Raw genomic sequence first — 17858 nt, 5'->3', positions numbered from 1 at the left:
TTCCTTGTTACTTCTTAGCTCAAGGTTTATGAACAAAATTGACACCACCTGGCCTTCACTGCTTCATCCGACCATTAATACTCTGCTGCAAAAACAAAATCTCATCAGCAAGGTTTTGCAGTCGTTTAGCAACCAGTTTATCGGTGATTTCTTCCGTTTCCAAATCGAAGCAATCATTCTGCACAAACACATTTCCTGTAGGAACCAGCCCCTTAAAATAAGAAAGAATGGGTTTCAACTGGTATTCCGTTACAAGGAAATGTTTCTCAGAAAAGCCTGTTGCAACAATACCGGTAACTTTATTTTTAAAAGCATATTCGGGAAGATGATCGAGCAGATTTTTCAATACCCCAGCGATGGAAGCTTGATAAATCGGTGTGCCAAATACCAAACAGTCTGCAGACAGGATTTTATCAGCCACGGGCCAAGTGTCATCGTCGAAATAAGCAAGCGGGGATCCGTCAGCGAACGACAGGTCATAATCCCTTAAATCAATTAGTTCGGTCTTCAACGATCTATCCATCAGACTGGCAGCTTCCAATACATCATAAACAGCCTTGGATGTCTTTCCTCCAGCCAAAGTCCCTGAAACGCCAACTAACTTCAACATTACGCCTCCTCTTAGTTCTAACAAGTTTAACGTCTATCCAGCCATTATTTTATCATAAGGAGTTCAGAAGGACAGAACCTTTGCCTTAAATGATAATGCTGGCAGGATTTGAGTTTTACTCAACTGCCTATTCCTGAATCAATAATGGCCTTTTTGGTCCCATAAAGACAGTCGCCATGCCAACTATTCCATAAAAAATAAAAGAAGTAACATAGCCATACGTTCCAATAAACCATCCAGCGAGTATTGAACCTATTACCTGTCCAACAGCCAGCAGTAAAAATGGAACGCCAATACCTAATGATGCATTCGTAATAAATACCCGGATCCCCCAAACAAGAAGAACACCGGTTAAGAATATATAGGAGCAGCCAAACAATCCGGCCGATACGTAAGCGATTAACACGTTGCCAGGTGCAGCAGCCAGAACAATCGATGATGAAGCTATTAACAGCCCTCCTAATTTATAAGCAAAAGACAGTCCTCCTTTTTCAATTAGAGAGCCGGAGAACCCGCCCAGCACACCAAAAAGTCCTATGATGACCCAAAATCCGGATAGCTGCCAATTACTGTAATCTCCAGCTGTTTCAATAAATGATCTGGAAAATGTCCAAAAGGCTGCTGTCGATATTCCCAGTGTAAGAGATGCCAAAACCAAAGGGATAGATCCCTTTACACCCTTAATGGAGAGATCCCCTTTTTTAAACGTCAGCCTCGAACCCATCCTGTCTTGAGGAATAGCCTTGAAATTCCATATCAACACCAGGAAAGTCAGGATAGTATAAATCAAGTACGTCAGTCTCCAATTCGATATTAACAAAATCGCTCCAGCTCCGGAAAGGGCTATACCAAAACTTGTACCTGAATTAATCCACGTATTCGCTTTGGCTTGCCGATCTTCATTAATCCAAAGCGATATCGCCGCCCCATAAGGCGGAGACGCCAAGCCTGTGCTTCCTCCAGCAAATATCACGCCTAACGCCAGCACCCATACATTCGGCGTAATGCTCATTAACAGCAGTCCAACAAAGGCTGATAATCCGGCTAAGAGAATCATTCTTCTTGGTCCGTCTGTTGTAGTGATGACAGTGGACAGGATAATTGTAAAGCAATAGGACAAATAAAATAATGATGAGATTACTCCTGATATATACTCAGACATTCCAAGTGATTGATTTATTTCAGGCAGAAGCAATCCAAAGCTAAACCGTGCCAATCCATAAGTAACAGCGATCATGGTAACTCCAGGTAAAACCAACCTTGAAAAATTCAAGGTACCCCTCCTTATAATTGCCCGAATTATATAGAACGACCTTTATACTTTTGAGTTAAAAAAATTACGATGTCTATTGGACAAGCGTCCTCGCCATCGCAATGGAATATTCCGTTGCTTTCTCTGCACCAATCAAAGTTGTCATGGAGGTAGTTCCTTCGAGCAGCAATGTAAACTGATAAGCTAAGTCCCGTTCGTTATCTTTCCCCTTACTTTGAGCCAATTGCTGAAAATATTTAAGCAATTTCAATTTGTGACCTCTTGCAATGTTTTCAATCTCATTATCAGTACCCGTATAATCTTCTATTGCTCTTAAAAACATATCTCCTTTGTAGGATTGTTCTTTTAACCAACGGCCGTGAGCTTCAACAGCAAGAATGAAAGGAGAACCCGAATCCATTTCCACATGTGAATCCAAATAAAACCAATAGCGTTCTTCACGCTTTCTAAGTACTTCTTCGACTAAATTATCCTTGGAAAGAAAATGATTATAAAGTGTCATCGTTGCCACATTTGCTTCACTGATGATTTGTTTCAATCCTACTCCACGAAATCCATGCTCATAAAATAATCGTTCGGCCACTTTAAGTAATGTTTCTTTTTTAACAGATCGACTCATAACCTTCACTCCACTTTCATTTATATAGAACGACCTTTCTATTTAAAGGATATCAATCCTAAACTTATATCGTCAACCATTTCATTCATTTTAATAAACTGCACCTGCATTCTTTTCAGGAATCTAGCAAAAAACGATTCGTGAACCTTTTTGCCACTTTTTTCGAACCATATTGATTTCACTTATATGAGATATCAGCGCTAATCCCTATTAAGGAAAGGCGCCCGTTAACAGGATTCTCCATTGCTGCTATTACCTGGTGTTGCGAAATGTACAAATGAGTATTTTGATTTTTTGAAAAATATGTTAGAATAAGGATAAAGAAAATCATTTAACAAAGGGTCAGAAAGTTTGTATTTTACAATGTTACGATTTAAAAGAAGGTGAATGATTACTATGTTTTTATTTATATTTATACTGCCCGTAGTGGTAGCTATTGTTACCGCAGTCTTGATTGATCTAATAAATAAGAAAAAAGGGAACTCTCCTGCTTACACAAATTCTGAAAGAAAAAATTATCATCGCGCCAAATTTATGTCTCAATCACCCCCGACATCTCTTATTTAAAATGAATACCCCACAATTTATACACTCTAAGATAAGATTAAAACATTGCATTTATTTTTCTCGCATTCGTTTTATCAACACAAAAGGATATTTCGTGAATAGGTCTTTTAATGTATTACGGGCGCTAATCCTTATTAGGGAATAGCGCCCGTTTGCTTAATCCCCATCCTCATCCACCACCGTTCCCAAAATCAGAGGTTAATAAAATAAGGCATATACATGATAAAGCTCGTTATAAAACCGGTTATTCCAAACAATAGGGTTCCTGACTTGGCCGGTGTCAGCGTAAACCGGGAAACCGTAACCTGTTGCTTCGCGTCCACACCAGGTAACTCCTTTGCCTCTGCTCTTGTGTAATTATCAAAACTACTTTTAAAGACAGCAGACACCCACATCACCGACAAAAGCATCAAGCTCATCATAAACAGTACATCGATAAACCGCCAACCCGAAATATAAACAAAACCCCAGGTGGTAAGTAATTCGAGACTACTGATATTTAGAACAATGGCAAGGTCCCTTGCACGGGGTTTCAGGTATTTTAGAATTCGATTCTCAATCCATCTGCTTCCTACTACAAGACTCGTGATGATGACAAACAAAATGACCAAAAATATACCTATTCCCTGAAGGTAATCCAACAAACCCTGAAGCATAACATCCATCCCCCTCGCCAGCCCCTCTCTTAAATTATTTTATTTATCTAAACTTCTATTTCCTTCACAAAATTCCTGCCTTGATTCAATAATATGTCCTTTATATGCGATAATGACGCTACTATTCCTTATTAGGGAAAAGCGCCCTTTAGCTGAAGAATACTTTTATCTTAATACCAATCATCGTACATTTCTTTTAGAAAACCTTCCGTAATGGTTATTGTTGTCGTGTAACATCCAAGTCAGTCATTTAACAACAAAGTTGGTAGCCTTACAATAATACTGAAATTGATTACCTATCTTCCGCAACGGGCGACGCGACAAGTTCTGCTATAAACACTTTGAAGCGCGAAATGCTGGAAATTTTCAAATGAATTCCAACTTTACAACGGAGGGTGGAAATGACGGAGCCACGTTTCCCGAATTCATCTCGTTAACAATCCTGAGTGCATCTATTCTTGAGGTATGAAGCCAGTTGATTCGGCAGAACGAAGGCATGAAGCCACTCTTCGAGAGAAGGTATGTCGAAGGATATCTTGAAAGGCTGAAGAACTGGATAGGGGATCTACAAGAATACCAGTAAAATATACAGTTTGTGAGTATAATGGCGTTATGAAAGGTTTTTAAGAAGTCCGTAACCATTATTATTGGAATCAATCTTATGAAAAGCCACCTTTTTATAGGTGGCTTTTTGAAGAAAGGATTTAAATCTGTTAATAGACACCAGGGAACCATCCAGGGGTGTGGATAATCGCTTTCCAAAGAGGATTCGGTACGACCAGCCGAACCTGACCATTTGTATCTAAAATGGTCTCAATGTCGGAAGCCTTTCCTTGTTCGATTTTGCCTACCCAGTCGGGATCTATAATAAGTTCGCGTCCTAAAGCTAGCAAAGGTACATCGCTTTGGATTGCGGATCGGGCATCCTTGGCTGAGTAGATGGAGCCTACTCCGACAACAGGGACTTTGTTCCCTACACGATCTTGGATGATTTCTATACGTGAACGTGTATCTTCCACGCCTCGTCTAGGACGGGACCAAAAATTCATTTGTGAAACGTGAATGTAATCCAGTTCCTGATCGGATAACACATCGACGAATTTCAACGTGTCCGCCATTGTAATACCCGGAGTTTGGGGTTCTTCAGGAGAAAGCCGGTGCCCCACGATGAATGGATCTTTTGCGTGGTCACCCACGGTTTTCTGGATCTCATTGATGACAGCCCGTGGAAAGTTCATTCGTTTTTTCAGGCTTCCACCCCAGTGGTCGTCACGATGATTTGAATGAGGAGAAAAGAACTGATGGATCAGGTATCCATTCGCTCCATGGATTTCAACCCCATCGAATCCGGCTTGAATGGCTCGACGGGCGCCTTCCCATACGCATGAATGATTTCCTTAATTTCGCCATCCTCTAATACACGGGGAATCCGTTCGTTCTCTCCTGCCGGAACTGCACTAGCACTGACAATGTCCCCATTTGGGACTAAATCCGGTGGACACAACCGTCCGCCATGATAAATTTGCAAGACCGCTTTGGCGCCTTGATCTTGAATCGTTGTCGCCAACCTTCTTAATCCCGGGATCATATCATCATTGTGCACGCCAATTTCGCCGGAGAAGCCTTTGCCGCCTGCTGTCACATTGGCACAGGCTGTGACGACCATGCTGACCCCTTTTGAACGACGTTTATAATATTTCACTTCATCATCAGAAACCGTTCCGTCCGAATTTGAGGACCAGTTAGTCATGGGGGCCATGACCACACGATTCTTCAATCGGGTACCATTCGGAAAAGAAAAGGATTCAAATAATGGCTGGTATTTTTCATTCAACGTTTTTGCCTCCCCTTTATAACTTCACCTTAAAAAAGATTATTTTACAAAAATAAATGTACCTTCCTATAATAAAAACAACCAATCGCATATCATATAAATACTTTCATTACTCGCAAATTCCTCAGACATTCCTTAGCGCCCCTTCAATCGGAACATCGCCTGAGAGAATTTCAAACACCCGATGAGATGTATTTTCTGTATTTAATGAAGTGACAGCAACCTGCGCTACATCAGCACGCGGAATGCCATTGGAACGGTCTTCGATATGTTCCGCTGCGGTAATGGTCCCATTGTCAGGTTCGTTTAATAACCTTCCGGGACGGAGAATGGTATAATTCAAATGGCTGGATTGCAGTTTTTTGTCCGCATCGCCTTTTGCTTTGAAATAATATTTCATGGACTCCGGACCATTATCAGGGGTATCAGCATTCATCGAACTGACCATGATAAAACGCTTTACATGATTATTTTCTGCCTCATTCACTGCCTTCATAGCACCTTGGCGATCTACCAATTCCGTTTTTTCTGGACCGGTATGGCCACCGGAACCAGCGGTAAAAATCACCGCATCGCAACCTTCAAAAGCATAAGAAAAATCCTGTTCTAAATCAGCAACAACAATCTCCGCCCCTAAATGTTCTAGTTCATTCGCCTGATTTTCGTTGCGAATCATCGCCTTCGCTTGATGTTCGCTCTTGTCCAGGACAGATAAAATATGTTGTCCAATTTGTCCATATGCACCGATCACTAATACTTTCATGCAAACAGCTCCTCATCTAATAATTTCACAGCTTTAACTGATGATTACTTTTCATCCCTAATATTTAAATTTGTCTTCTCTAAAAGGATTAAACAATCGAATCAATTCCATTAAGCAATCTTTTATATGCTATCAATACCGAATTCATCAAGTATGGATGCAGTATTGAACTTTTGTTCTATTTTACCAAGCTAGCCCTTAATTAAAATAAGGACCATAATCGCGTCTTTCGTGTTGGACAGATACCCATTGTACTGTTGTGAATTCGTCAAGAACCCAGTCCCCATTAAATCGACCAAGGCCTGATTCTTTTTCCCCGCCAAACGGGACGTGGGACTCGTCATTAATGGATTGATCATTGACATGAACCATACCGGTATGAAGTCTTCTAGCGATGTTTACCCCATGTTCTAAGGAATAAGAATGGACGGCTCCGCCTAAGCCATACGGTGAATCGTTGGCGATGTCACTCCTTTACTCTGAAAAAAGTCGTTTGTAAAATCTGTCCACTTCCCTTACCCCACACGGAGGACAATTTTTCCTTTGGCATGATGTGTTTCACTTAATCGGTGGGCTTCTTGAATCTCCTCAAGTTTCATAACTGTCCCTACATTTGCGCGGATCTTTCCTTGTTCAGTCATTTCCCCAATCTTGGCAAGCTGTTCACCATCAGGTTCAAGGAAAACATACCCCGCTTTCACCTTTTTCGTTTGGGCTAATTCCTGATCAGGCTGACTAGCAATAGAAACCAGAACACCTTCTTCTTTTAACACATCATAACTTTGCGTCTGGATGTCACCGCCAAGCGTATCAAACACAATGTCCATATCGGCAAGAACCTGTGTGAAATCTTCGTTGCGGTAATCAATAACTTTGTCTGCCCCCAGCGATTTTACAAATTCAACATTTTTCGTGCTGCAAGTCGTTGCCACCCAGGCACCCAAGGATTTTGCGAGTTGAATGGCAAAACTTCCAACTCCCCCTGACCCAGCGTGAATTAACACTTTGTCATCTTGTTTGATGTCAGCAAAGTCATCAAGACATTGCCACGATGTTAATCCAACAAGCGGAATTGATGCAGCTTCTTCAAAAGATAGATTTTCCGGTTTTTTTGCAACAAGGTTTTCATCAACAGCTACATATTCCGCATAAGTTCCATTACGGGTTATATCCGGCCGGGTAAATACCTTGTCTCCGACCCTGAATTTCGTCACTTTTTTTCCTACCTCTTTTATTGTTCCTGCGGCATCCAAACCGAGAGTAAGCGGAAAGTTATAATCCAGCATTCCTTTCAGATACCCCTCACGTATTTTCCAATCAACAGGGTTTACGGACGTAGCTGCTATCTCAATCAAAACATCATTGTCTTTCAAATTTGGTTCGTCTATTTCCGTATACTTTAACTCATCAATCCCGCCGTAATTTTCAATAATAACTGCTTTCAATTTGGGTCCTCCTTCATCATGCATTTCCTTATTCCTAATTCGTTATTCCCCATCGACTTTTATAAGTTGCTTGCCAAGATTCTCACCTTTAAACAACCCGAGAAAAGCTTCTGGTACGTTCTCAAATCCTTCCACAATATTTTCTTCATATTTCAGTTTCCCCTCGGCTAACCAGCTTGAAAGATCTCGGATACCTTCACTGAAACGGTCAGCATAGTCACCAATGATAAAGCCTTTGATCAATCCACGGCTCTTAATGAGTTTTGTCTGAATTCTTGGACCTAGATCACCGTCAGTCCGGTTATAAGACGAAATCGCACCGCAAAGAGGGATGCGTGCAAATTCATTTAATAGATTTATCGCTGCGTCAGAAATTGGTCCGCCGACATTGTCAAAATATATATCTATTCCATTTGGACAGGCTTTCTCAAGCGCCTGTTCCATATTTGGAGAGGTTTTATAGTTAATCGTTTCGTCAAAGCCAAGTTCCTGCTTTAAATAGGTTGTCTTTTCATCGGAACCAGCAATTCCGACAACTCGAGCTCCTTTAATTTTGGCAATCTGTCCAACGATCATACCAACCGCTCCTGCTGCACCGGATACAACAACTGTTTCCCCTTCTTTTGGCTGACCAATATCAAGCAGACCAAAATAAGCAGTCAAGCCAGTTAAGCCAAGGACACTCAGGTATGCGGTCAGAGGAGCGATTGTTTCATCAATTTTACGTACCTTGGATTCCTGAATAACGTTATATCGCTGCCATCCGAGCGTCCCGACTACTTTATCACCGACGCTTAACTGATCTGAATCAGACAAAACGACCTCTCCAATAATTCCGCCACAGATCATCTCATTTAATTCGAAAGGTTTCACATACGATTTTGCATCATCCATCCTGCCCCTCATATACGGATCAACAGATAAATAGATTGTTTTAACAAGAACCTCTCCTTCTTCCGGTTGTGGTACAGGACTGTCTTTAAATGTAAAATTCTCTTTTGTTGGCATCCCTTTTGGGCGCTTTGCCAATAAAATCTGACTATTTTTCAATTTTTCTTTTAATGTCATTATCTTTCCACCCCTTTAGCCTTCAAGTCGACTGCAATATTATCCCTGGTTGCTTTGGAGTATGGACAGATTTGATGGGCGGATTCAACAAGTTGTTCAGCTACTTCTTGTTCAACCCCTGGAATTTTAACATCCAATGCAACAGTAAGAGCGAAACCTCCATCGGTATCTTTTCCTATTGATACTTGCGCTTTCACCTCTGTTTCGCCAATTTTAGTTCGTTGCTTTCTGGAAGCCAGATTCAACGCACTGTCAAAGCAGGCTGCATACCCAGCAGAAAATAATTGTTCCGGATTGGTCCCTTCTCCCCCAGCACCGCCAAGTGATTTAGGCATTACTAATGGCATATCAATTATCTTATCATCTGAAATCACACGTCCATTACGTCCACCTCGGACAGTGGATGAAGCAGTATATAAAGCATTCAAGTTTATCACCTCATTTTAATTGCGCACAATTTAATTGCGCAAGACCTATTAAAACATAGAAAGTTCTTCTCGTCAAAAAACAAGTTTGACATTTTATGAACTTCCATATAGTTTAAAATAGAGAAGGACTGAAAGGATGAATGTTAATGGAGAAAGATGAAGCAATAAAATTAAACAACCAACTGTGTTTTTCTATCTATTCATTATCAAGAGAAATAAATAAATTGTATCGTCCTTTTTTGGAAGAACTCAATTTAACTTATACACAGTATCTTGTCATGCTTGTTTTGTGGGAAAAAGAATCCTGTGCAATGAAGGAGTTGGGAGACAGTCTTTTTCTCGATTCCGGAACACTTTCCCCAGTGCTCAAGCGCCTTACAGAAAGAGCGTTAACATACCGAAAGCGAGATCCTGATGATGAAAGGCGTGTATTAATTTCCTTAACTGAAGAAGGAAAACAATTAAAGGAAACGGCAGCGGAGATTCCCGGTAAGCTTATTAAAAAGAGTGGTCTCAGTAAAGAGGAATTTTCGAAGACCCTTTTCGACTTCACAAATTTATTACAGCAAATTCAGCAAGCGAATACAGAGTAGATCATGTGCCTCAGCAAAAAGGAAAGAAAAGGTAATAGGCCCCTCTTTCCTTTTTACAGTTTAAATGTCTTTCGCTTACTAGAATATTTTTGTATCCGGGATGGCTGATGCTCCTGAAAAAAATCCAAAATGAACAATAAAAAGGTGACAACCCCTCACCTCTTTATTTGGCTCACATACAGGAGAAAATAAAGATTTTCTTTATTCCAGATAGGCGCCCGTTTGAGGAAGATCATGGCAGATGGGCATGAGCGCTTTATCTATTATCAAATAAAAAATAAAGAGAGGCTGCATGATTAACAGCCCCCCTATACGATCGACGAATTATTTTTCTAAAAGCTTTAGAGATTCGCGATTGAATGCAGGAAGATCATCAGGTGTTCTGCTTGTTACAAGGTTTCCATCTACGATTACTTCTTCATCTTTTACAGTTGCTCCTGCATTTTCCAAGTCTTTTCTTACGGAAACAAAGCTTGTTAGCTCTCTACCTTTTAGTTGGTCTGTATTAACGAGAAACTGTGGACCATGGCAAATTGAAAATATGGGTTTATTATCTTGGAAAAATGTTTTCGCAAACTCACTATTCTTCGGATTAATACGTAGTAAGTCAGGAGAAAACCCGCCAGGTACGAGTAATGCATCATAATCGTTTGCATTTACTTCATCTATGCCTCTATCTGCTTGTATTTCGTCCCCATTTTTGCCATTGATGGTTTTTTTTGCTTCATTACTGATAATATCTACCGTATGCCCAGCTTCTTTGTAAGCTTTCACAGGATCAGTTAATTCAATTTCTTCTACCATGTCTGTTACAAGGACTGCAATGTGTCGACTCATATAGCACTTCCTCCCTTTATCATTCTCGAATATATTCTAGCAGACTGCCCATAACTTTATTAAGCAGTATGCTCATGAACCGTATTATACACGAACCAAATAACGATGCTCTAACTGACAGGCACTTGTTCCCTTCTACCTTATCGTGTTACATAAACGTGCACTACAATGGCATTTGGGCGCTGGTCTTTATTCCCCAACTGTTAGCAATAGGTAAGCCTTTGAGGTTATCTCCAGCTTTTCCCCTGCTCCACACCAAGGACGTGCCAGTTTCCCAGCATCCGGCGCTCCATCTACCGATGTATAATTGATTATAAGTTCTTCGTTACTTTTAGACGTGAGATAATTCTACCTTTTCCAGCCCGCATTCCATTCGGAATTGATTTAGTTTCTTTATTATTGAGTTATTCAATCCGAATTTCTGTATTTCGGATGCAATTATTTCGTTATCTTTACGATGTACAAGCCGATGTATGTCCTTATGAAGGATACGAAGATTGTTGAACCTATCCGTTCCCCCAAGATGTTTGGGTGTATAATGATGACAGTGAACTTCATAAGCAGTTAAATCCCAACCTGTGATTTCGCATTTCCCCATTTTCATACTGAAACGACTAATGCGATTATCCATGTATTCAACTGTTCTATCTGGAAGGTTTGCCTTCATTAACACGCTGATTTCAAATTTAATATTTGGCTTTAATTTATCGTAAATTTTCTTCCTGCCTTCTTCTGTAAAAAGAGATAATGATGGACTAAAGTTCATGGCATTTACTGTTTTGACGTTTCCTATAGGAAACAGGTGTACAGTGGCAATTTTGAACGTTTTAAACCCTTTACTATAAAACTTCTTATAAGTTGAAGTAGGATTGATTGGATGTCCGTATTCCCCAACAGTACGAAGACGGTTGTACAGAAAGGCTTTTAGATCATAGGCAAGACGTGAGAATTCTGGATTGACATGTGTGGCTCTGTTAAAATAATTGTGAATACCTAAAACAAAACTGTTAAAGCGCAAAGCATTTTGGGCTGTAGGGGAGTCTTTCATCCTTCGGATGTGCCTTTTGGCTTGTTCTTTAAGTTTCTCCCTTTTCTTACGTTTGATGCCTGTATGGGCAACCCTTTTATCCTTCTTTACATTTGCTTTAATGGTAAACCCTAAGAATTCGGATTCTCTTTTTCGCAAATTCGCAATCTGCGACTTTTCTGGTGAGATATCCAGTTTTAAACGTTCTTTAATATATAATCTAACTGCATGGTACCACTTTTGGGCTGTTTTTCCATCTCGACAGAGAATTTTAAAATCGTCCGCATAGCGGACGAGGTAACCTTCTTTAAGGTTTGTACGTTTCTTCGCCTGTCTTTCTCCCACTTTTGATTTATAGTTTTTCGAGAGGGGGAAAAACTCCCACTGACCTGCAACCCACTGGTCTAAATCATTTAATACAACATTCGATAATATCGTCGACAAAATACCTCCCTGGGGTACACCCTTAGAAGGCACTCCTTCTTTATCAATTTCAGCTTTGAGCATTTTAGATATACAAGCTAATACTTTTCTATCATGGATACCTAAATTCCATAACTGTTTGATGAGAAGTGTATGATTAACATTATCGAAAAAGCTCTTGATATCAACGTCCACAACATAATGAAGCTGCGAGTGATTGATTAAGTATTGTATTCTTGCCATAGCGTTATGAGTAGACCGTAACGGTCTAAATCCATAGCTATGTTTATAAAAGTGGGCTTCAGCAATTGGCTCAAGAACATGTTTAAAACACTGTTGAATGATACGATCAAGAATACATGGAATGCCAAGTGGTCTTAATTTGCCGTTTTCCTTTTCAATCCATTTTCTTCTGACCTTCTTAGGATGATAGTTTTTTAGTTTTGTTTGAATTACTTTCACTAATTCATTTTCCGTAAGCCTTTTGATATCTTTGATGGTTTTTCCATTTGTGCCAGATGTTTTCGAACCTTTATTAGATTTGACCATCCGATAAGCTAGTAAAATATTCTCTCGTGATGTAATCATTTCATATAAATGGTTAAATGAATCGTTGTTACTAGCCCTCTTGTGTAAATCCGTAAAGGTTTCCGTCATATTGTAGTAATCCCAATATCTCAAAGTTGACACTGTGGCATCCCTCCCAAAGAGTGATGTTCCCACATTCCTACCCGATCGGTGTCATTCACATGAAGAAAATAATCGTTCTAATTCGCTAGACTTGGGGCTGTTCCTCCACTCCCATTACAGAGATTCATCAGTCGTACCCCTACCTTCGCAAGGATAAATGTATTTCGGCTTTCCCCTTATTACAAACGTTTCAGATGACAGTCCTTCTTTCAACGTTCCTTACTTCCCAAGTGCCTTACAACGTAGCTATCCATTTTAGACGTAGGTGCTTCCTTTAAGCCTGCGAGCATGATACCGCCATTGTTCGGTATAGCGTATTTCAGAGGGCGCAGTTTTACTCTACACCACTCGCCTCAACGTTAGTTGAGACATAGCTTTACACTATGTTGAATCTTTAGACCCTTACATTCGGAAGTTTGTCAGTTCGCTTCTAGTGGAACATTCTCACCGTGTCTACTTTTTCAGCCATCCGGCATATCAGTTAACATACCTTTTCCAATTGAAATGGCTTTAGACTTCCTTCTGCCGACTCTACCTGTGCTTCGTACCCCATGAACTGTCATTCATGACGCACGCAGGAATATTGATGGGATAGTTTCAGAAAACCTGGTCTCATCATTCCTATCCTCCGTTGTAAAGTTAGAATTTATCAAGATAAATTCTCTGCATTTCACGCTATAAAGCGCTTATAGCAGAACTTGTCGCGCGCGCCCGATTCCGGAACAATTTTAAGGCGTTTTATAATCATTGAGGGTATTTGTTATTTTTATTTTTATCATCACCTTTTTCATCCTCATCCTCTTGTTCCTCTTGTTGCACTTCTTCTTGAAATTCTTTACCTTGTCCGTATATTGCTTCCAGCGGGGTGTAATAACTTCTTGGAGTTTTGCCTGTAATAATGATTTTACAAGCAATAAAAATCATTAAAATGAGGATAAATGATACTGCGATAAATAAAAGAACCGGAATAATATTCATCTAACCCCACCTCCCTTTACTGTTTTAATCGTTTATTATGGCTCGACCGATGAACTAATTTATTCCGGAACAGCGCCCGTTTGAGGAAGATTGATTAAAATTTATTTTTGATCATAATTCAGGCCTAGATTATACGCCCGATTTAACCATTTCTCCATATATCCTGGCTTTTCATTTATGGTCTCATATAAAAGTTCAAACTGCGAATTCGGGATTCCACAATAATCAGCCAATCCAACATTGAAGTAACGTGTCATCATCTCATCGTAATGTCTCTTTTCAAAACGTTCAACCGGAGCACCAGCCAAGCTAAGCCACAATACTTTGTGATGGTCAAGTTTACTTGGACCATAAGCAAACCCCCAATTCCATACACGGTCTATATATCCCTTTAACATGGCGGGCATGCTCCACCACCAAAGGGGAAATACGAAAGCCAACGCATCGTTTCTTTGCATCCGTTCCATTTCCCTTTCTACCTCAGGAGAATATTGTTGCCGATCAGCTGACCATTCGGGTTCATCCTCTTCCCATAGTACAGGACTAAAACCGCTGCGATATAAATCTAATATCTCTGTTTCGTGACCTGCATCCTTAAGCCCCTGAACAAAACGTTCCGAGACTTTAAAAGTCAAAGAATTTTCTCTTGCATGAGTAATAACTGTCAGTACCTTCATTATTATTTTCCCTTCTTTCTTTTAGTATTTTGGTTAATTTATTGATAAATAGAACTAATCCAAACAATATAACATCATATCGGAATATCCCGATATGAATAAACAAAAAAAGGACTTATAGCTCCTCTTTTATGTATTCGGATACATCCTGAATCGTTTTTTCATTTCTTCGGTAGTAGGTCCATTTCCCTTTGCGTTCAGCTTTCAATAGACCTGCCTTTTGCATCATAGATAAATATTGAGATGTCGTTGATTGTGACAATTGTGCTTTCTTTTGAATAACACCTACACAGACACCGCCTTTCTCATCAATATTCTCCGGATCCTTGCCAGGAGGATTATCAAAGTGTTGTTTTGGTTCTTTCAACCATCTCAATATCTCTAAGCGAGTTTCATTGGATAAAGCTTTAAAAATATCAATATGCATCATACTTTTATATTAATCGTCTTTTTTCGATATGTCAATGTGAAAAAATATATTATTACGAAAGATGGACGCTCATCCTTATTCAAGGAAAGCACCCGATGATTGTATAAACCATTTTCTGCTATTAGCTGGTATAACGGAAGAATGTTGTGATGATTTTAAAATAAAAAGCAGCCATTGTCTTAGTTTAATTCATCATATTCAGATAACTGTATAAATTCCTCTGCATCTCCAATACACATTTTAAGCCCTTTCTCCCAAAACGCCTCAGATGTAATATCTTCCCTTAAATGTTTCATTACTAGATCTTCCACTGTCATACTGCCTGAATCTCGGAGTATAGCGAGATATTTTGTTTCAAACTTTTTCCCTTCCACTTTGGCCTTTTCATATATACTAAGCGCAAACAAGTACCCGAATGTATATGGAAAATTGTAAAATGGGGATTTAGTAATATAATAATGTGGTGTCCAAACCCACGAACGAATTGGAATGGTGTCAATAGATCCCTTATATCCTTCATTTATTGCTTCTTGCATTAGTTCATTTAGACGTGATGATGAAACAATTCCTTCTTTTCGTTCCTCGTAAAAGTTTTTCTCAAACAAAAACCTGGAGTGGATATTCATAAAGTTCATCACACTGCGTTTTAACTTTTCATCTAACAATAATAGTCGCTCTTTATTAGAACTTGTCTTTTCTATTGCGGCATCCAGCATTACCATTTCCGAAAAAGTCGAAGCTGTTTCTGCTATACTCAACGGATATTGTTTGTTTATCCCTTCAACAGATTTCATGGCATCATTATGGAAAGCATGTCCCAGTTCATGCACTATAGTTAGTACATCTTTTATCGTACCACCATAAGTCATGAATACTCTTGATTGTCCAGAAAGAGGAAACCCTGCACAAAATGGAATTGCGGATTTATTTGGGCGGTCTTCCGATTCCACCCACCCCTTTTCGAAAGCTTGTCGAGAGAACTTTTCCATTTCTGGTCCAAATCGACCAAGGTGTTCAATCACAAAATTAATGGCCTCATTATAGTTCATTTGTTGTTTACTTTCTGTAATGGGTGCCCAAAAGTTATAGGAGTTAAGCCTTGGTTCACCAAGTATTTCAGCCTTCTTATTAAGATAACCTATAAATGGTTCCTTATATTTGCTAACTGCTCTCCACATTGCATTCAGGGTTTCTTCTTGCATGTGGTTATCCAATAACGGCTCTTTTAAAACATTTTCAATGCCTTTATGTTTATGTACTTGCAAACGGAAGCCGGCTATATGGTTAAGGACTTTTGCAACCAATTCCTCTTTCTGCATCCAAACGTCTTCTAACGCCTTATGCGACTCTTTACGCACCTCTACATTAGGGTGTGACCTTAAATTCATCGCCTGCCCCATTGACAATTCACTTATTTTACCGTTGATTGGAACATGCACTATTATATCACCCATAAGTGCATTGTATAATGAACGCCAGGCATGGTAACCATCAACCATTAAATCAGTCACTAATTTCTCTTCATTATCAGGTAATTGCAATTGCCCTTTTTCCCGCCATTCATTTAATTTGAATTCATAGTTGCATAATACATCAGTATCTAACAGTGCTTCCCACAAATTCCTCTCTGTATTTACCAGGGTACTTTGTGTTTTTTGTACAACGGATTCAAAACTAGCTCTAACAGATTCTATCTGACCTTGGAGTGATGAGGCTTTCTGATCCTTCGGGTTTTGGGCTAGCAAACATGTGGTAAAGGAATTGGCTTCCGATAGATGAGTTGTAATGGTACTGATATAGTCAATTAACTCTGCAACCTTTATTGAATCGCCAACGTCTTGTGGAGTATGAAAACAATCTGCCTTACTTTTAAATTCGCTAACCATTCCTACTAAGCCTTCTATGTGTTTACTTAATTGATGCGATTCACTTCCTCCTGGGAATAACGTATCTAAGTCCCAAATTTTGCGATACCTAATATCTTTCACCCTAAACTCCCCCACTCATATAACCGAATAATTGTTCGATTATATTGTGACAGATATTCATCTATCCTTCAACCTCCTTACTGCTATTTAATATGCTCAGAAGGGCCAATTATAGAAACCATTTTTTGGAGAAGTTATTTTTTAAAAATTCGACAAAATCATTTATCATTTGTAAATAATGGAGTACATCTTCTTCAGATAAATTAATAAGTTTTCCAATATAACCGTATTCTTTATTAAATTTCTCATCTGTCCTTCCTAGCCTATGAACTAGTAAATGGCGAATATCATGGAGCTTATTAATATCTTTAATATTATAGTTGTTAGAATCAATGGAGGTTTTAAAATCATTAAAATCTATATTAAAGGTTTTCTTATAATACTTTTTAACATCATTAAAACCTTGACGATGAAGGTTCTGTACTTTCCCTTCTATGAATTTTTCTTCTAACTCTTTCATATCTTTAGACAAAAATTCAGAAACCTGAAATTCAATAGTTTGCTTAGGTTCATAAAAACATGTTTTATCATGGTAAAAAGAAGTTTTAATTACATCCACCAAAAAATTTTCTAGTATGGAAATAACTCTAATTAAAGTCATTTCTTCCAAAAAATTAACATAGTTCTTTTTATATTTTTTTTCAAGTGTAAAAGGAGTGTTTTCAATAAGGTGAGAATCTTTATAATATATTTTGTTCACCTTCTTTTTATCGGGTATATTTTGGTTGATAATTTCCGCAGTTGAATCATAAGAATACAAAGTGGCTAGGTACCACCTCTTCAGTCTTTTATAATCTAAATCATATTTTCTAAAAGGTTTAAAAAATTCTTTTTCATTCATAAACAGTTCTCCTTAATTTGGTTATGCACTAATTTTACGAACCATAGCAAGTAACATCATTAGTAATTTTTCAACTAGTCTGCCAGTTAGTTAAAGAACAACCCTTCATAT

The 17858-nt window shown here is 39.0% G+C and carries 16 protein-coding genes and 2 pseudogenes; 1 reads left to right on the top strand and 17 read right to left on the bottom strand.

From position 1 onward, the window contains the following. Positions 1 to 55 precede the first annotated feature (55 nt). The 10 genes and pseudogenes from HUX68_RS16375 to HUX68_RS16330 form a co-directional block, all read right to left on the bottom strand. Positions 56 to 607: an NADPH-dependent FMN reductase gene (locus tag HUX68_RS16375; RefSeq protein ID WP_174616504.1), complete on the bottom strand. Its 552-nt coding sequence runs from the start codon at positions 605 to 607 to the stop codon at positions 56 to 58. Between the two features lie 130 nt (positions 608 to 737). Beyond that, entirely contained in the window at positions 738 to 1883 is a 1146-nt protein-coding gene (locus HUX68_RS16370) for an MFS transporter (RefSeq protein ID WP_174615797.1), read from the bottom strand. 73 nt (positions 1884 to 1956) lie between these two features. Beyond that, on the bottom strand, positions 1957 to 2502 hold the full coding sequence (locus HUX68_RS16365; protein WP_174615796.1) for a TetR/AcrR family transcriptional regulator: 546 nt from the start codon (positions 2500 to 2502) through the stop codon (positions 1957 to 1959). A gap of 758 nt (positions 2503 to 3260) precedes the next feature. Next, on the bottom strand, positions 3261 to 3725 hold the full coding sequence (locus HUX68_RS16360; RefSeq protein ID WP_174615795.1) for a hypothetical protein: 465 nt from the start codon (positions 3723 to 3725) through the stop codon (positions 3261 to 3263). Positions 3726 to 4438: 713 nt separating this feature from the next. Further along, a pseudogene (locus HUX68_RS16355) lies at positions 4439 to 5559 on the bottom strand (NADH-dependent flavin oxidoreductase). A gap of 124 nt (positions 5560 to 5683) precedes the next feature. Next, a complete protein-coding gene (locus HUX68_RS16350) occupies positions 5684 to 6322 on the bottom strand; it encodes an SDR family oxidoreductase (protein WP_174615794.1) in 639 nt (212 codons plus the stop codon). A gap of 198 nt (positions 6323 to 6520) precedes the next feature. Then, positions 6521 to 6790: pseudogene (locus HUX68_RS16345) on the bottom strand (aldehyde dehydrogenase family protein); the annotation flags it as partial. 47 nt (positions 6791 to 6837) lie between these two features. Then, on the bottom strand, positions 6838 to 7767 hold the full coding sequence (locus HUX68_RS16340; RefSeq protein WP_174615793.1) for an NADP-dependent oxidoreductase: 930 nt from the start codon (positions 7765 to 7767) through the stop codon (positions 6838 to 6840). A gap of 42 nt (positions 7768 to 7809) precedes the next feature. Further along, complete coding sequence (locus HUX68_RS16335; RefSeq protein WP_174615792.1) at positions 7810 to 8835, bottom strand: NADP-dependent oxidoreductase; 1026 nt, start codon at positions 8833 to 8835, stop codon at positions 7810 to 7812. Further along, positions 8835 to 9263 carry an organic hydroperoxide resistance protein gene (locus HUX68_RS16330; RefSeq protein ID WP_174615791.1) on the bottom strand — a complete coding sequence of 143 codons (429 nt, stop codon included), beginning with the start codon at positions 9261 to 9263 and terminating at the stop codon, positions 8835 to 8837. The genes HUX68_RS16335 and HUX68_RS16330 overlap by 1 nt, the downstream gene beginning before the upstream one ends. A gap of 146 nt (positions 9264 to 9409) precedes the next feature. On the opposite strand from HUX68_RS16330, the gene HUX68_RS16325 reads away from it, so the two are divergent. Beyond that, positions 9410 to 9856 carry a MarR family winged helix-turn-helix transcriptional regulator gene (locus HUX68_RS16325; protein ID WP_174615790.1) on the top strand — a complete coding sequence of 149 codons (447 nt, stop codon included), beginning with the start codon at positions 9410 to 9412 and terminating at the stop codon, positions 9854 to 9856. A 324-nt stretch (positions 9857 to 10180) separates the two neighbouring features. Here the strand turns inward: HUX68_RS16325 and HUX68_RS16320 are convergent, their stop codons facing one another. The 7 genes from HUX68_RS16320 to HUX68_RS16290 form a co-directional block, all read right to left on the bottom strand. Beyond that, entirely contained in the window at positions 10181 to 10693 is a 513-nt protein-coding gene (locus HUX68_RS16320; RefSeq protein WP_010530576.1) for a type 1 glutamine amidotransferase domain-containing protein, read from the bottom strand. Between the two features lie 331 nt (positions 10694 to 11024). After that, the gene (gene ltrA / locus HUX68_RS16315; RefSeq protein WP_174615789.1) at positions 11025 to 12833 is read right to left on the bottom strand and encodes a group II intron reverse transcriptase/maturase; all 1809 of its coding nucleotides are present in this window, start codon (positions 12831 to 12833) and stop codon (positions 11025 to 11027) included. Positions 12834 to 13577: 744 nt separating this feature from the next. After that, positions 13578 to 13811 carry a DUF3951 domain-containing protein gene (locus tag HUX68_RS16310; protein ID WP_174615788.1) on the bottom strand — a complete coding sequence of 78 codons (234 nt, stop codon included), beginning with the start codon at positions 13809 to 13811 and terminating at the stop codon, positions 13578 to 13580. Positions 13812 to 13912: 101 nt separating this feature from the next. Continuing rightward, on the bottom strand, positions 13913 to 14488 hold the full coding sequence (locus HUX68_RS16305; protein WP_174615787.1) for an NAD(P)H oxidoreductase: 576 nt from the start codon (positions 14486 to 14488) through the stop codon (positions 13913 to 13915). Positions 14489 to 14603: 115 nt separating this feature from the next. After that, the gene (locus HUX68_RS16300) at positions 14604 to 14918 is read right to left on the bottom strand and encodes an ArsR/SmtB family transcription factor (RefSeq protein WP_174615786.1); all 315 of its coding nucleotides are present in this window, start codon (positions 14916 to 14918) and stop codon (positions 14604 to 14606) included. A 179-nt stretch (positions 14919 to 15097) separates the two neighbouring features. Beyond that, positions 15098 to 16906, bottom strand: a complete 1809-nt coding sequence (locus HUX68_RS16295) for a M3 family oligoendopeptidase (protein WP_174615785.1) — start codon at positions 16904 to 16906, stop codon at positions 15098 to 15100. Between the two features lie 109 nt (positions 16907 to 17015). Continuing rightward, positions 17016 to 17747, bottom strand: a complete 732-nt coding sequence (locus tag HUX68_RS16290; RefSeq protein WP_174615784.1) for a hypothetical protein — start codon at positions 17745 to 17747, stop codon at positions 17016 to 17018. Between the last annotated feature and the right edge of the window lie 111 nt (positions 17748 to 17858).

Origin of the sequence: Virgibacillus ihumii, from assembly GCF_902726655.1 — a bacterium.
GTDB lineage: Bacteria > Bacillota > Bacilli > Bacillales > Amphibacillaceae > Lentibacillus > Lentibacillus ihumii.
The sequence above is the reverse complement of the archived record's forward strand: the minus strand, read 5'-3'. Positions and strand labels throughout refer to the sequence as shown.

Bases quoted from the DNA above. Each gene is read 5' to 3' on its own strand.
- HUX68_RS16365 (WP_174615796.1), bottom strand. From the start codon at position 2,502: ATGAGTCGATCTGTTAAAAAAGAAACATTACTTAAAGTGGCCGAACGA.
- HUX68_RS16360 (WP_174615795.1), bottom strand. From the start codon at position 3,725: ATGCTTCAGGGTTTGTTGGATTACCTTCAGGGAATAGGTATATTTTTG.
- HUX68_RS16350 (WP_174615794.1), bottom strand. From the start codon at position 6,322: ATGAAAGTATTAGTGATCGGTGCATATGGACAAATTGGACAACATATT.
- HUX68_RS16335 (WP_174615792.1), bottom strand. From the start codon at position 8,835: ATGACATTAAAAGAAAAATTGAAAAATAGTCAGATTTTATTGGCAAAG.
- HUX68_RS16325 (WP_174615790.1), top strand. From the start codon at position 9,410: ATGGAGAAAGATGAAGCAATAAAATTAAACAACCAACTGTGTTTTTCT.
- HUX68_RS16320 (WP_010530576.1), bottom strand. From the start codon at position 10,693: ATGAGTCGACACATTGCAGTCCTTGTAACAGACATGGTAGAAGAAATT.
- HUX68_RS16310 (WP_174615788.1), bottom strand. From the start codon at position 13,811: ATGAATATTATTCCGGTTCTTTTATTTATCGCAGTATCATTTATCCTC.
- HUX68_RS16305 (WP_174615787.1), bottom strand. From the start codon at position 14,488: ATGAAGGTACTGACAGTTATTACTCATGCAAGAGAAAATTCTTTGACT.
- HUX68_RS16300 (WP_174615786.1), bottom strand. From the start codon at position 14,918: ATGATGCATATTGATATTTTTAAAGCTTTATCCAATGAAACTCGCTTA.
- HUX68_RS16290 (WP_174615784.1), bottom strand. From the start codon at position 17,747: ATGAATGAAAAAGAATTTTTTAAACCTTTTAGAAAATATGATTTAGAT.